Consider the following 13,026-nt stretch of genomic DNA (forward strand, 5'->3'; position numbering starts at 1 on the left):
GCTTATGCCTCCACTGGAATGACTTCGAGTTGGCGCAGCGTGTGCGCATCCACCGCATAGCGGGCCGTGCCCACGCTCACCACGCGCGCGCCACCTGCGACGGTGCGGCCGATCTGCACGCGGGTGCCGGGCCGAAAGCCCAGCTCGCGCAGCCGCACGGCCAGCGCCGGTTGGGTCTCGATCGCGTTGTGCAGGCACTCAGCGGACAGTTCCACCACGGCGTCGGTGGGTGCTTGGTCCGCGCGCATGGGACCGGTTTCTGGTGGGGTGGGATAGGTTTGGTGCATGGGGAAACCTCGGTTCAAACTTAGCTGCGGACGGGGCATCCACAGCAGATATTGACTAACCCTAAGTGGCCAATAGGTAAGTCTCAGTTTAGTTTAGGCCGCTGTCCGCGAACAAGGATAGCCTTCGCTTTCCCCCGCTTTGGCGGGGCGGATGCGCGTTATATGACTATAGAAATAGCACACGAAAAAGCGCCCCATGCGGCTCTCAAAGCCAAACGGGGCGCTATCTTCTTCGCGCTTAAGCCTCAGGCAAGGTGAACCCTGCGCCAACGCCACCGCGGCGGTTCATATCCGCCAACACGGTATCCATATTGGTAGCGGCGGTGGGGTTGTGAACCGCGCCCTGCAGCGGGGTGCGGCACGGGAAGTTCACCGGCAGGAAGCCGCCGGAGATGGAACCGATGAGGCGGTCACCGGCAAGCAGCGGTGCGCCGGAATCGCCCATCATGGCGCAGACCTGGTTGACCTGGACGCTTTGCGCCTGCTGATAGGTCATGCCGCAGGTTTTGCCGGTGGCAACGCCTTGCTTGCACACGGTCTCACCCGGGTTGACGGTCCCGCCTAGGGAGTTAACGGTAACCCCGTTGTAGGTGCGGGTGACCTCAGCGTTGGAGCCGAATTCGATCACCGAGTAATCCAACGCAGCGTTCTTGGACACGATGGTGCCCGTCGGGCCAATGTGATCAGAATCGGCCGAGGTAATCGCATCGCCCTCGTTGCCGCAGTGTCCTGCGGTTAGCCCCACCTTGCGGCCGGCGGCGTCATTGCCGGCAACGCTCAAGGTGCACATCGTCTCACCATTGACATAGATAGGGGTGCCGGGGCCATAGAGGGACTTGCCCTGGTTCATGGCGGCATCGGATTCCTCGGGGATGCGCGGGGCATCGAACAAGGAGCCCGGCACGCGGTGCAAAACAAAGTCCGCGTCAGGCTTGCCCGCAGCTACCTTGGAAAAACCATCATTTTTCCACTGGTAGTTGGGGTTATTACCCAGTGGCTTTTGCTCTACCTGGGTGGCTTGTTCCAGCAGCCCGAAGGGATTCGGGTTGGTGGCCGGCTCCGCATACTGAGCCCCCTGCTGGGCGCGATCCGCCACCGTGTCGTGCGCGTTATGCAGCGCGGAATCCACGGTATCGGTGACCTGCTTATCCACCTCTGGGGTCTCAACACCAAAGCCCGCGAGGCCCTCGCGCACGTGGTTGATAAACCCTGCCGAGTCAATATCCGGTTGGGGCAATTCTTGGGCTCCTGCTGCCGGGGAACCCAAGAAAAACGCACCAGCGAAAGCCGAGCCCACCAGGACTTTCTTTAGGTGCGGAATGCGAAGCATCAAACTACCTTCTTTCAGTTGTCAAGATCGTGCTAGCTAAATCCTGACATGGATCGCGTGTGAAAGCAGCTAAGTCCTGTGACTGTTTCCAAGCCGTTACCGTTCTTTCAGGTTTCGGGGGTGATCCCGCGATCAATCCGTCCCCAAAACTTTTCGATGCCCTATTCTTTACCCCCATGAGCTCCCCACAGATAAACGCTGGCGCTTGAGATGCCAGAGCCACTTTCTTATTCCGATACCGCCGGATTCCCGCAGCTGCACATGAGCCGGGTCATCGACGCCGATTTCGATACCGCAGCCCACCGGCTCTTTCGCTGGGGCATCCAGCGCAGCGGCCTCTTCCGCGTGCGACCTACCCACCCGGTCGTCCAAGAAGGCGCCGAAATCACCATGGGCCTTGGCCCATTTGATTTCCGCTGCCGCGTGGTCGAGACCTTCGCCGGCGATGGCCGCTGCGGCTTTACCTACGGCACCTTGCCCGGACACCTCGAGCGCGGCGAGGAAACCTTCACCTTAGAGCGCCTGCGCGATGGGCGGACGCTGCTGCTTATCGATGCCGCCTCCGAGCCCTTCCTGCCCTTCTTGCGCCCGCTTGTCGATATCCCCCGCCGCCTGCTCATCCGCCGGTTCTACCTGCACGCGCTGGACTAGCGTGGCAGCACAAAGGCCGCTGCCTCTCCCCCTACGGGAAAAGCAGCGGCCTACGCGTAGTTAACTACTTGCGCTTCTCATCGAGATTATCGCGAGCCTCGCGCACAACGTCTTTCACGCGGTCAAAGAAACCGCCCTTCTTACCGGAACCCTCCTGGTACTCCTGGGCCTTGTCTTCTACAAAGTCCTTCGCACGGTTGATGGCCTCTTCAACGACATTGCCGGCCTCGGTGACCTTATCCTTCAGGTCATCGAAGTCATCGCGCTCATCATCTGCCGCATTCTCTTCCGGCTGCTCCGGCGCGGTACCGATGTGCTCTTCTTCGGCCTCGCCCACCACATGCTGTGAGGGCTCATAGTCCGCGTTACCCTCATCCAGCTGTTCCTGCAGATCGGGCTGCTCCGCCGCAGTGCCGACGTGCTCTTCCTCAGCGCCGGTAACGACGTGATTCTTCGGCTCGTAATCACTCTGCGCCGCAGCATCATTTTGCTCATCTGCGCTTGCCGTTGCGGCGGCGCTGGCAGCAGCAGCCCCGCCAGCCGCGGCTCCGGCTACACCGGCTCCCGCAGCCTTGCCGGATTCAATCTTGTTGCCCTCGGCATCAGTGGATGCTAGGTAAGTAAATTTCTCGCGATCCACGTCTACTTCGTGGCCAAGGGCGCGTGCAGTTTCTTTAGCCATTGCTTTGTACTCCTTAACTAGATCTATTTTCTCCTATCCTAGCGTTCCAGAAAGTTAAGGTGCGTGCACAGGAAACCGGAATTGGAAAATCGGAGGGCTCTTTTGTGATTTCAGTGCCCCTCCCTTCAGTGAGAGATACGGCTGAGCCTCGGGTTGTCCAAAACAACCGCATTTCGCCAAAGATCGAGCCGAAAAGTGGACAAACGCGGTTGTTTTGGATATTCCACCGCCGCGCCAACACAACGTCGCGGTCGAAAAGGCCCCCACCCACGGGGTCGGCTGGACAACGTTCGCTTACTTCACCGTGTTCACCACGCTTATGGCAGCCACGGCCACCCGGCTCCCGCGCGGAACCGTGGTCCGCAAATGAAAGGTTAAGCTTGGGGATTTTGGCCTACCGAGGTTCCTCTTTAGGAATTCGCTTCTGCTTCCAGGACGAAGAGGTGTTTGCCCCAGCCAACAGCCGTGGCAGAAGAAATAAGAGCGCGGCTATCAGCGGTAGCAGCGCTGACATCGTCCTGGGTCGGCACCTTGGTGCCGAACATGGAAAGCCTTACCAAGTCCTCTTCATAGGAATGCTCATCGCCGCCGGCTTCCTCGAGGACCTCGGTAAGGATATAAGCCCGGCGGGACTTATCCCCACCAACCGCGCGGCCTAATTCGGCGGCCACCGCCTCGCTACCAAAGACGCTCCAGGGATCGATGAAAATAACGTCAGTTGCCCACGCATAGTCTGCTTCGGTGGGATTAAAGCCGCTTTCGCCGCCACTCGTTTCGCATCGTTCACGAGAGGCTCCTGCGATTTCCCGTAGCACCGCTTCCGAGGACGCATCGGTGATAATCCGGCACTCAGCATGTTCGCATCGGCGGAGAATTTCATCCGCATATACTGCACCTCCCTGGCCAATGATGAGAACGCGAGCGGTGTCATCCAGGTACTGCTGCAGTTCCTTTGCCGCGGAAGGAGCAGTCCACCCAGCACTCACATTCTTTTGCTCAAAGCGTTCGGCTGCCAGGTGCGGGTCTTGGCCAAGATATTCTGACCACGGCAATCCCCTTTCGCCTTGCGGCGCCGACTCTCCGGTACGAAGGCTGTGTTCAAGGCGCATCAGCGCCATCGCCTCAAGATGCGCAGGCCCGCTTAACCAACGCACCACATTGGAATCTGGGTCCGCCAACTCAGTTCCCATTGCGGTCAACGCGAGGGTACGCTCGCGTACTTCGACGAGTTGAAGAGCCGCCAGGTAACGGATAAACCTCCGTAGCGCATCCTCGTGCAGTTCTGTCGCAGCAGCAAGAGCAGGGACCGTGTTCGCACCTGCATCGATTTCTTGGAAGAGCCCTAAACGCACGGCAGTGCGGAGCGCAAAGGCTGAATTCAGCTCAGCCAGATCATGGATATTGTGCAAAACACTATTGCTGCTGTTCGATGCGCTTTCTTTAGCGTCGCTTTGGCTGGTACGCCGCCAGTAGCCTGTGATTTCCCGATGCTCAGGGGAAATTCCGGAAGCCTTAAACAAACGCCGCAGCGGTTTCAGCCGGGAGGCCTCCCCCGCCGCCCATGCGTATGCTTCGCCACCTGGCAATGCCGACTGAGAAGTCTCCTCAAAAAGCGCACGCGACTTTTCTACGAAGTCCTCGCCTCGGTCACGTATGGCCCAGTGGATCTGTACCGAATCGGGAATGTCTAGGTCTTGAATATCAGCGCTCGTCGGAACCTCTATCACCGCAATCGCATCATGCCCAGCCGGGAGCGACTCGAGGCAGCGGCCGATTGCTGGGAGCGCCGTCTCGTCTCCTGCCAAGAAAAGCCAATCGGTATGCGTGGGTAACTGTGCACACGATTTCGGCCCTGCCACAAAAATGGGGTCACCGATGCGGACACTCTGTGACCAGTTTTCGGCCAAGCCCTCACCATGGCGCGCAAAATCAATTGCTAATCGCCCATTAACAGCGTCAAAGTAGCGAACCGTGTATGTGCGGAATAGGTTTTTAACGGCTTCTGGCCACAATAAGTTGCCATCATTTTGCGCTATTGGGTGCGGCCGCTCCCCCGTTTCCGGATCCGGGAAGATGAGCCGAACGTCGTCGTCAAAACCATGGCTTATCAGCGAAGGAACGGAAATACCATCGCGATCGTGGTCTCGGAGTTGCTCCCCGCTGAGCGTAATTCGCCGCATGGCTGGCGATATATCTTCGATATTTTCCACATACAATTCCCGGTAAGAAATTGGATAAATTTCCCTGCTCCGGCTGTTCCTTGGCATTTTTGAGACCATTCCCCTCTCGGTTTTGATGGCTTTTATTTCACTTTATTCGATGGCCTAAATTGTCTTATTAAGTTGTGCTGACGCCTTGAACGCCTCTCCCAGCGCCAAGCATTTTCCGGCTCACCTACACACCTTTTAATACAGTCATCGTGCTGTGCCGATGAGCGAATATGCGGGAAGCGTGAGGCCAGGTTTTCGGTTTTCGAAGGGCAAGAACGGACGCACCACTGCCTTGGGTACAGTCCATTGAAGAGAACGCCTCCCGATAAATCGGAAGGCGTTCATGACTACCTGCTGCAACGGAGCGAGCCTCTTCTAGCAGGTATCAGGGTTATGCGGACCTTGACTACTTTCCAACCTTTTCCAGCGTCGGCATCGTCTTATCCAGCACCCAAGCTCGGCTCAAGCTCGTTGGGTTGTTGAGTCCGGCGACGACAGCTTCATCGCCAGCGAGAGTCGCATCGGATTTCACCTGCGGCAGATCTTTGTAACCCGGAATATTTTCAACCTCTTCGATTGAGCCGGTGCGGTTATAAATAACCATAAAGTCGGCCGCCAGGTAGGACACGTTTTCCGGAGAAAGCGTGACGCGACCCTTATCAACAGGCACGGATCCGTCCGTCAGCTTGTCTGGGAACTTCATGCCCAGATCGTAGATGAAGGATGCACCCGGATCCTCAGGGTCAGCAACGGCACCAAAGGAGCCCTGGGCAAATTGGGAAACAATGCCGGTCTTACCGGAGAGGTTAGGCAGTTTCTCCTTCACGTCGGAGAAACGCTTCTGGTCCTCTTCAATGGCTTTCTTCGCTTCGGATTCCTTATTGAAGATCTTGCCCAAAGCTTCTAGCTGAGATTCCCAGCCAATTCCCTCACCCTTATCGGAGATTCCGCCGAGAGTCGGTGCGATTGCAGACAATTCCTTGTAATTAGCCTCAGAAATTGTCCAGTAATCACCAACGATGAAGTCGGGTTCGATTGCCGCAATCTGTTCCTGGGGCAGAGTCTTGAAGTCTGTCTGGTCGATCACCTTGACGCCATCAAGCTTGCCCTCGCGCCAGGGCGAGTTCTTGTCTTTTGCATTCTGCACGACGGCTGCCGGTTTAATTCCAAGTTCCAGCAGGTTATCAACGGCCGGCCCCACGGCAACCACGTTCTGCGGGTTGACCGGATACGTATCCGTGCCGCGTGCGTGCTCAATGGTCACGTCCTCTGCGACTTCGGAGGTTGTTGCCGCTTCATCGGTTGAATCGTTCGACGAGCAACCTGACAGAACCAATCCGGCACAGATAGCGGCAGCGATAAATGAACGCGCGCCCCTTTTTACTGACATCCCTTTTCCTTAAAGTCGGTTTCCTGAGGTTGCCTTTCAGCTCTTTTCATCGGATTTTCCGGTAGACCCGAAGGCAACTTTTAAGTTAGGTTAGCGTTACCTGGTTCACGTTGCAATAGATTTGTTAAACTATTTTCCTATAGATATTTCCTATTTACAGGACCCCTAAGCCCACACCTGCACAAGACCCATTCCCCTAGCTATAAAAGTGCGGGGGCCAAAGAAAATGCTGCTTGACGATGCACTTCCAGGCAGCGGATCGGCGGTGCGACCGGCTTCCCACACAGCGAAAACCGCCCCCTCACATTCATGCGGGAGCGGTTCAGCGATTGACTCCTATTACTTCGTGGCGTCCGCCAACGGCTGCTCGATCTTATCCAACAGGTAGTCCAAGCTCAGCACGGTCTGCCATCCGAAGGCCTTTTCTAGGTCACCTTCCAAGTAGACACTGTGCCCGTCCTTAACGGCGGGTAGCTTGCTCACGATTGGATCCTCGGTAACAGATGCCTTGTCCTGCGTCGGAGCGTAGGACAACTGGTCCCACACCAGTACGTCGGAATCAACCTGGTCAGCGTTTTCCTTGGAGACCTCGCCGTAGAATTTATCCTTGGTGATTGCCGCGTAGGCGGGGTTGATCTTGAACCCCAGCTCGGTAAAGAAGCGGCTGCGCGGATCTTCTTCAGCAAAGACGGCCAGGCTGTCGGCAGAGACGGTGGCCACACCGAGTTCCTTCTCGGCCCACTCTGGGTGACGGCCCTTTAGGTCTGCAAACTTCGCTTTAACCTGCTCCACCTGACGTTTTGCTTCTTTAGGCTTTCCTACGGCTTGCCCAATCTCTTCCGTAGTCACGTCCCACGGTTGCTGCAGCTCTTTATATTCACCCTTTTGCACGACGACAGGGGCGATATCGGAGAGTTTCTTGTATGTATTTTCATCAATATCCGAGTACACGGCCACGATGAGATCTGGTTTGTCTTTAGCAATGGCTTCCGCATTGACCTCTGTGTCTTTATCGATTCGAGGGGTATCCCCCTCGATCTTGTCGTTAGACCAGTTGCCCGCAGCCTGCCCATCCGGGGTCATGCTATCCCAATACTTCACGGAAACCGGCGTGATTCCGAGCGCCAGCAGCGCGTCCTGATCCGTATAGCCTAGGGAGACCACGCGCTGCGGGGCTTCCTTGATTTCGGTGGAACCATAGCGATGCTCGATGGTCGTGGGGAATGCGCCTTGCTCGGCGTTGACCGCCTGGGAGTCTGCAGAGTTTTCGGACTGGTCATCAGTCGAACACGCCGTCACCGCGGTGCCCAGAGCCAGCACAGTAGCAGTACCGACAAGAATTTTCTTGAATGTCATTTTTCTCCGTTATTACTGGTGACGGATCTCAGCGCAAGGCCTAGTCCGTTCACGAATGGGGAAAGGTCAGAATTTTTGGTCGGTTATACCCAAATGGGGGGGTAACCAAGTTCCCCAATCGACAGCCATGATGACGCATTCTTGCACGTTAAAAAGATAACTTAGTCTTGCCTAAATAATCAATGTTACGCTGGTCACTAAAAGATTTCCAGCTACCGCCTATGCGATGCACATGCAGCACACTCAACTTTGAGACAGGCACTACAAAAGGTGCCGCATAGAGTTTCACCTAAATAGTGGGCGCCTAGGGCCAGTTGCGATGACTTGCAACCCTTCACTTTTACAGTCTTTTAATTAAATGAAGGCTTACCTTACATGAAAACGGTAATATGCTTGTCCATGATTGACAATCACACCCAGCAACAGCCTGAGCCACGCCTCGGGCGCAGCTCCCCTCCCCGCCCAGCGGGAGTAGCTAGGTACCTTTCTCCACCCCGCGACTTAGGGAATCCCATCGCAACCTGTGAGCCAGTACTTTCCGTGGCGTCACTCCGCAGCACCGGTGCTCGCTGGGCACTATTGGCTGGGCGTGGGGGCATCGGCAAGCGGAAGCAGCGATTGGAGGCCACGCCATGAGTGTGCGCACTACCCGCCTCCTGGGTCTAGGGGCGCTGCTCCTGCTGGTCCTCGTTGGCACTATCTGCAGTTTGCTGTATGGCGCCCGTTCCATTCCTGCGGAGGACGTGTGGACTGCGCTGCGGGAACTCCCGGCCGCACGCGGTGGCCAGGAGGAAGTTTCCACCAACCAACGCGTGGTAGCTGAGCTGCGGCTGCCGCGCACCATCCTGGCCATCATCGTGGGGGCAGCACTCGGAGTCGCCGGTGCTCTCATCCAAGGCCACACCCGCAATCCCCTGGCGGATCCGGGAATCCTGGGTGTCAGTTCCGGCGCGGCGCTCAGCGTTGTGGTCAGCTTCGCTTTATTTGGCATCAGCGCCCCGTGGGCCACCGTCGTGGTAGCGTTCCTCGGCGCGATTGCGGCCACCGCACTCGTCTTTGGCCTGGCCTCCGCGGGCAAGGCAGCGGTCGATCCTTTGACCTTAGTGCTAGGCGGTGCCGCGCTGTCGGCGGTTTTAAGCGCTATTACCAGCGCATTCGTTCTCACCAATGAGAATAACCTGGACCGGATGCGCTTTTGGACCGTTGGCTCCCTGGCCGGCAGGGATATGAACATTGCGCTCGGCATCTTGCCGTTCGTGGTGCTGGGGCTGGTCCTGGCGTTCGCCACCGGCCCGCAGCTGAATATCTTGAACTTAGGCGACGACGTCGCCGCAGGGCTCGGCATCAACACCGCAGCCGCAAGGCTGGGCGGCATGGGCATCATCGCGCTGCTGGCCGGCGCGGCCACGGCTGCCGCGGGCCCGCTGGGCTTCATTGGCCTGGTAGTGCCCCATATCGTCCGGGCACTTACCGGCCCAGATTATAAGTGGATTTTGCCGTACTCAGCACTTGCCGGCGCGGCGCTATTGCTGTGTGCAGACGTGGTAGGCCGCCTCATCGCCCGCCCCGGCGAGCTCCAAGTGGGCATCGTTTTGGCCTTCGTTGGTGCACCGTTCTTCATCGCCTTGATTTACCGGAAGAAGGTGATGACGCTGTGATGCGACGCAACAAAGCTGCACAAGCTGTACAGGATAAACAAAATACGCCGTGGCAAATGCCCGGCGGGATACCATTCCGGGCTGGGCCCATCTCCTTCCTCTGGCGCCCGAGGGTGGTGCTGGTATGCGTTATCGCCGCAGCGCTCATTGTCTTTTTGGGTGCCCTTTCCATTGGGCTGGGCGATTACCCCATCTCCGTTCCCCGGGTACTTGAGGTGATCTTCCAAGGGGAAGGAAGCCGCGTGGAAAGGCTCGTGGTCCTGGAGTGGCGCATGCCCCGCGTGGCCACCGCCATCGCGGTCGGCTGCGCGCTGGGGCTGTCCGGCGCGCTCACCCAAACAGTCACCCGCAACGCGCTGGCCAGCCCCGATATCCTCGGCATCACCACGGGAGCCTCGGCCATGGCCGTCACGGTCATCGTCCTCGGCAGTGGCGGTGGGTTCGCCGGTTGGCTCGCCGGAATCGGCATTCCTCTGGCCGCGTTGCTGGGCGCGATCCTGAGCGCCACGGTGATTTGGGCGCTGGCTTGGCGACGCCAAGCCGATTCCTACCGTCTCGTCCTCGTGGGCATCATTATTACCGCGCTGCTGAGTTCCTACATCAATTTCCTCATGGTCCGCGCGGAGCTGCGGGATGCAAGCCAGGCACAGTTCTGGCTCACCGGTTCCCTAGCGAGGTCGGAGTGGAGTACCACCATCCCCATCGCCGTCCTTGTGATCGTCTGCGCCCCGTTGCTGGCCTGGATCGCCTACCAAGCACTGGCCACCACTCTGGGCCCCGACCTCGCCAGAGCGCTGGGCCAGCGAGTCAACGCCGTGCAGGTAGCGATGCTGGCATTGGCCGTAGCCCTAGCTGCGGTAGCGGTCTCCGCTGCCGGGCCCATCGGCTTCATCGCCTTCGTAGCGCCCCAGGTGGCCCTTCGGTTGTGTGGCGTACCCAGTCCCCCGCTTGCGGCGTCGGCGCTTACCGGCGCAGTACTGCTGCTCGGCGCGGACATCGTCACCCAAGCGGTTCTGCCGGTGGAACTTCCGGTGGGTATTGTCACCTCCGCACTGGGCGGCATCTTCCTCATCTACCTACTCGTTCAACGCACTAGGAGCACAGACGCATGACCTCCCCCATTCCCCAGCCAAACGCAGACCGACCAAATACCGCCGGTGGCGTCGTCGCTTCCTCGGTCACGGTGGGCTACGGACAGCGCACCATTATCCGCGATCTCAGCGCCACGTTCCCGGCCGGAAAGATCACCACCATCGTGGGGCCCAACGGATGCGGTAAATCAACCTTGCTGCGCGCCATGTCAGGACTGCTCAACCTTGATACCGGGACCGTGAGTGTGGATGGCCAGAATATCTCGGACATGAAGCGCAAGGACGTCGCCCGCATACTGGGCATGCTGCCCCAATCCCCCGTGGCCCCTGAAGGCCTGTTGGTCTCCGATCTGGTGGCCCGCGGGCGGCACCCACATCAGGCCTGGTTCCGCCAGTGGTCCTCCACAGACGAAGACGCGGTCTTCGAGGCCCTAAAGCAAAGCGGTTCTGCGGATCTTGCCAGCCGTACGTTGGATGAGCTTTCCGGCGGCCAGCGCCAGCGCGTGTGGATCTCCATGGTGCTGGCGCAAAACACCGACATCCTTTTCCTAGATGAGCCAACGACATACCTTGACCTCGCGACCTCCGTGGACATCCTCGAGCTAGTCGATAGCCTGCGCCAGGAGCTTGGCAGAACGGTGGTAATGGTGCTGCACGATCTGAACCTGGCAGTGCGCTACTCCGATTATCTCGTGGTTATGAAGGAGGGGCAGGTCATAGCTTCCGGCGCACCTGCAGAAATCATCACCGCAGAGCTGCTGCAGGACGCTTTTGATCTGCGGGCGCGGGTCATCGAGGATCCAGAGACTGGAGACCCGCTCATCGTCCCGCTCAGGAAACCGGCTTAAGCCCAAGGACTAAGCCCACCCACTGGGGTGGCACATAAGTAAATGAAGTGCCCCAGGTTTTGTTCCGTTTGAGTAGATGGGAAAATCTTCGAACATGCCGAAGAAGTTTGATCAGGATGCGAAGGACCGTGTGGTCCGCCTTGTTGAGGATCGCATTCTGGCGGAGAATATTTCGACACAGGAAGCGTGCAAGATGGTGGCGCCGAAACTGGGCGTGTCGTGGCACACAGCCCGGCAGTGGACGCAGGCCGCTCGTCGTGAAGGAGGCGTTGTCGAACGCTTGCCTGAGGATCTGGCTGCGGAGAATGCGCGGTTACGCCGTGAGAATCAACAACTGCGGGATACCAACGAGCTATTGAAGGCTGCCTCAGCTTTTTTCGCGTCGGAACTCGACCCAAAACGTCGGAAATGATCCGGTTCATCGATGAGCATCGGAATCGTTTCTCAGTCGAGTTCATCTGCCAGACGTTAAACATCCACCGTGAAGGCGGTTTTATCACGTCGCGTGGTTACCGCCAATCCAAGGCGCGTGGGCTGAGTGCCCGTAGTCTTCGCGACGCCGCCCTCATTGAGTACATCAGCGAAATTCATGCTGACAATTACGGCGTCTACGGAATCCGCAAGATGTGGCACGCGCTGCGCCGCCAGGGCATTGACATTGGCCGCGAGCAAACAGCCCGGCTGATGCGCAGCGCTGGCCTGTCCGGCAAGGGCAAAGGTAGGGCACCAATCACAACGCGCAAACCCAAGGGCCCGGATCTTCGCCCTGACTTGGTAAATCGTGAATTCAAGGCCCCTGGTCCCAATCGGCTGTGGGTGGCGGACATTACGTATGTGCGCACCAGGAAAGGCTTCGTGTACACCGCGTTCGTGACCGATGTGTACTCCCGGAGGATCGTCGGATGGACGCTGTCGGATTCGATGCGCACCGAAGCCTTGCCGCTGCAGGCGCTGAACCAGGCGATCGTGTGTGCCAAGGAAACAACGGGTTTGATTCACCATTCGGATCACGGGTCGCAGTATGTCAGCGTGGTCTACAACGAGCGACTTGCCCAGCACGGGATTGCCGCTTCCACCGAGACGGTTGGCGACTCCTACGACAATGCTTTAGCTGAGAATGTCAACGGCTCCTACAAGAACGAGTTGATCCATACCCGCACTTGGAACGATGTCGTCGACGTGGAAAACGCCACGTTCGAGTGGGTCAACTGGTGGAACGAATCACGGCTCCATCAGAGCTTGGGCTACCGCACGCCGGCTGAAGTAGAAGCCGAGTTTTGGGAACATCACCCCAGTCGAGAAATAATGGAAATCAAGGCAAATGCCTAGGAACAAAACCCGGGGCACTTCAGCACATCCGTGTGAGCCGAGTATTCGGTTCAGTGGTCATAGACAAACTGGAAGCGGATCACCAGTGAGTTGCTTTAAGCAAAATATTTCGCGGCCTTGCGCAGGATATCGCGTTCTTCGCGCAACTTTGCGTTTTCTTTTGTCTCACTGGCGGATCCGTCTCACGAATCATT

General features: G+C 58.1%; 11 protein-coding genes. 5 read left to right on the forward strand and 6 right to left on the reverse strand.

All coding sequences use genetic code 11. The features are described 5' to 3' along the window. Positions 1-2: 2 nt before the first annotated feature. Both ACP8KU_RS08245 and ACP8KU_RS08250 read right to left on the reverse strand, forming a co-directional pair. Positions 3-287: a FeoA family protein gene (locus tag ACP8KU_RS08245; protein ID WP_484483584.1), complete on the reverse strand. Its 285-nt coding sequence runs from the start codon at positions 285-287 to the stop codon at positions 3-5. Positions 288-525: 238 nt separating this feature from the next. Further along, positions 526-1,617: a S1 family peptidase gene (locus ACP8KU_RS08250; protein ID WP_484483585.1), complete on the reverse strand. Its 1,092-nt coding sequence runs from the start codon at positions 1,615-1,617 to the stop codon at positions 526-528. A gap of 210 nt (positions 1,618-1,827) precedes the next feature. Between ACP8KU_RS08250 and ACP8KU_RS08255 the strand changes: the two genes are divergently transcribed. Continuing rightward, positions 1,828-2,268 (forward strand): DUF1990 family protein, encoded by a 441-nt coding sequence (locus ACP8KU_RS08255; RefSeq protein ID WP_005277593.1) that lies wholly within the window; start codon positions 1,828-1,830, stop codon positions 2,266-2,268. A gap of 64 nt (positions 2,269-2,332) precedes the next feature. Here the strand turns inward: ACP8KU_RS08255 and ACP8KU_RS08260 are convergent, their stop codons facing one another. The 4 genes from ACP8KU_RS08260 to ACP8KU_RS08275 form a co-directional block, all read right to left on the reverse strand. Next, entirely contained in the window at positions 2,333-2,950 is a 618-nt protein-coding gene (locus ACP8KU_RS08260; RefSeq protein ID WP_005281832.1) for a hypothetical protein, read from the reverse strand. Between the two features lie 410 nt (positions 2,951-3,360). Next, the gene (locus tag ACP8KU_RS08265; RefSeq protein ID WP_484483586.1) at positions 3,361-5,217 is read right to left on the reverse strand and encodes a siderophore-interacting protein; all 1,857 of its coding nucleotides are present in this window, start codon (positions 5,215-5,217) and stop codon (positions 3,361-3,363) included. Between the two features lie 349 nt (positions 5,218-5,566). Beyond that, positions 5,567-6,550: an ABC transporter substrate-binding protein gene (locus ACP8KU_RS08270; RefSeq protein WP_005277584.1), complete on the reverse strand. Its 984-nt coding sequence runs from the start codon at positions 6,548-6,550 to the stop codon at positions 5,567-5,569. Between the two features lie 339 nt (positions 6,551-6,889). Continuing rightward, positions 6,890-7,906 carry an iron-siderophore ABC transporter substrate-binding protein gene (locus tag ACP8KU_RS08275; RefSeq protein WP_023028456.1) on the reverse strand — a complete coding sequence of 339 codons (1,017 nt, stop codon included), beginning with the start codon at positions 7,904-7,906 and terminating at the stop codon, positions 6,890-6,892. Positions 7,907-8,538: 632 nt separating this feature from the next. On the opposite strand from ACP8KU_RS08275, the gene ACP8KU_RS08280 reads away from it, so the two are divergent. From ACP8KU_RS08280 to ACP8KU_RS08295, 4 genes are all read left to right on the forward strand, one after another. Next, a complete protein-coding gene (locus ACP8KU_RS08280) occupies positions 8,539-9,564 on the forward strand; it encodes a FecCD family ABC transporter permease (protein WP_005277580.1) in 1,026 nt (341 codons plus the stop codon). Then, a complete protein-coding gene (locus ACP8KU_RS08285) occupies positions 9,564-10,676 on the forward strand; it encodes a FecCD family ABC transporter permease (RefSeq protein WP_005281828.1) in 1,113 nt (370 codons plus the stop codon). Before ACP8KU_RS08280 ends, ACP8KU_RS08285 begins: the two co-directional genes overlap by 1 nt. Beyond that, positions 10,673-11,503 (forward strand): ABC transporter ATP-binding protein, encoded by an 831-nt coding sequence (locus tag ACP8KU_RS08290; RefSeq protein ID WP_484483587.1) that lies wholly within the window; start codon positions 10,673-10,675, stop codon positions 11,501-11,503. The genes ACP8KU_RS08285 and ACP8KU_RS08290 overlap by 4 nt, the downstream gene beginning before the upstream one ends. Positions 11,504-11,597: 94 nt before the next feature. Next, positions 11,598-12,832, forward strand: a protein-coding gene (locus tag ACP8KU_RS08295) for an IS3 family transposase (RefSeq protein ID WP_484483588.1) whose coding sequence is annotated in 2 segments (ribosomal slippage) — positions 11,598-11,886 and positions 11,886-12,832 — 1,236 coding nt in all. Because the reading frame shifts where the segments join, the coding sequence is not laid out codon by codon here. Positions 12,833-13,026 lie beyond the last annotated feature (194 nt).

The sequence above is a fragment of the Corynebacterium sp. LaCa_282 genome (genome assembly GCF_057198125.1).

Bases quoted from the DNA above. Each gene is read 5' to 3' on its own strand.
- ACP8KU_RS08245 (WP_484483584.1), bottom strand. From the start codon at position 287: ATGCACCAAACCTATCCCACCCCACCAGAAACCGGTCCCATGCGCGCG.
- ACP8KU_RS08250 (WP_484483585.1), bottom strand. From the start codon at position 1,617: ATGCTTCGCATTCCGCACCTAAAGAAAGTCCTGGTGGGCTCGGCTTTC.
- ACP8KU_RS08255 (WP_005277593.1), top strand. From the start codon at position 1,828: ATGCCAGAGCCACTTTCTTATTCCGATACCGCCGGATTCCCGCAGCTG.
- ACP8KU_RS08260 (WP_005281832.1), bottom strand. From the start codon at position 2,950: ATGGCTAAAGAAACTGCACGCGCCCTTGGCCACGAAGTAGACGTGGAT.
- ACP8KU_RS08265 (WP_484483586.1), bottom strand. From the start codon at position 5,217: ATGCCAAGGAACAGCCGGAGCAGGGAAATTTATCCAATTTCTTACCGG.
- ACP8KU_RS08270 (WP_005277584.1), bottom strand. From the start codon at position 6,550: ATGTCAGTAAAAAGGGGCGCGCGTTCATTTATCGCTGCCGCTATCTGT.
- ACP8KU_RS08275 (WP_023028456.1), bottom strand. From the start codon at position 7,906: ATGACATTCAAGAAAATTCTTGTCGGTACTGCTACTGTGCTGGCTCTG.
- ACP8KU_RS08280 (WP_005277580.1), top strand. From the start codon at position 8,539: ATGAGTGTGCGCACTACCCGCCTCCTGGGTCTAGGGGCGCTGCTCCTG.
- ACP8KU_RS08285 (WP_005281828.1), top strand. From the start codon at position 9,564: ATGCGACGCAACAAAGCTGCACAAGCTGTACAGGATAAACAAAATACG.
- ACP8KU_RS08290 (WP_484483587.1), top strand. From the start codon at position 10,673: ATGACCTCCCCCATTCCCCAGCCAAACGCAGACCGACCAAATACCGCC.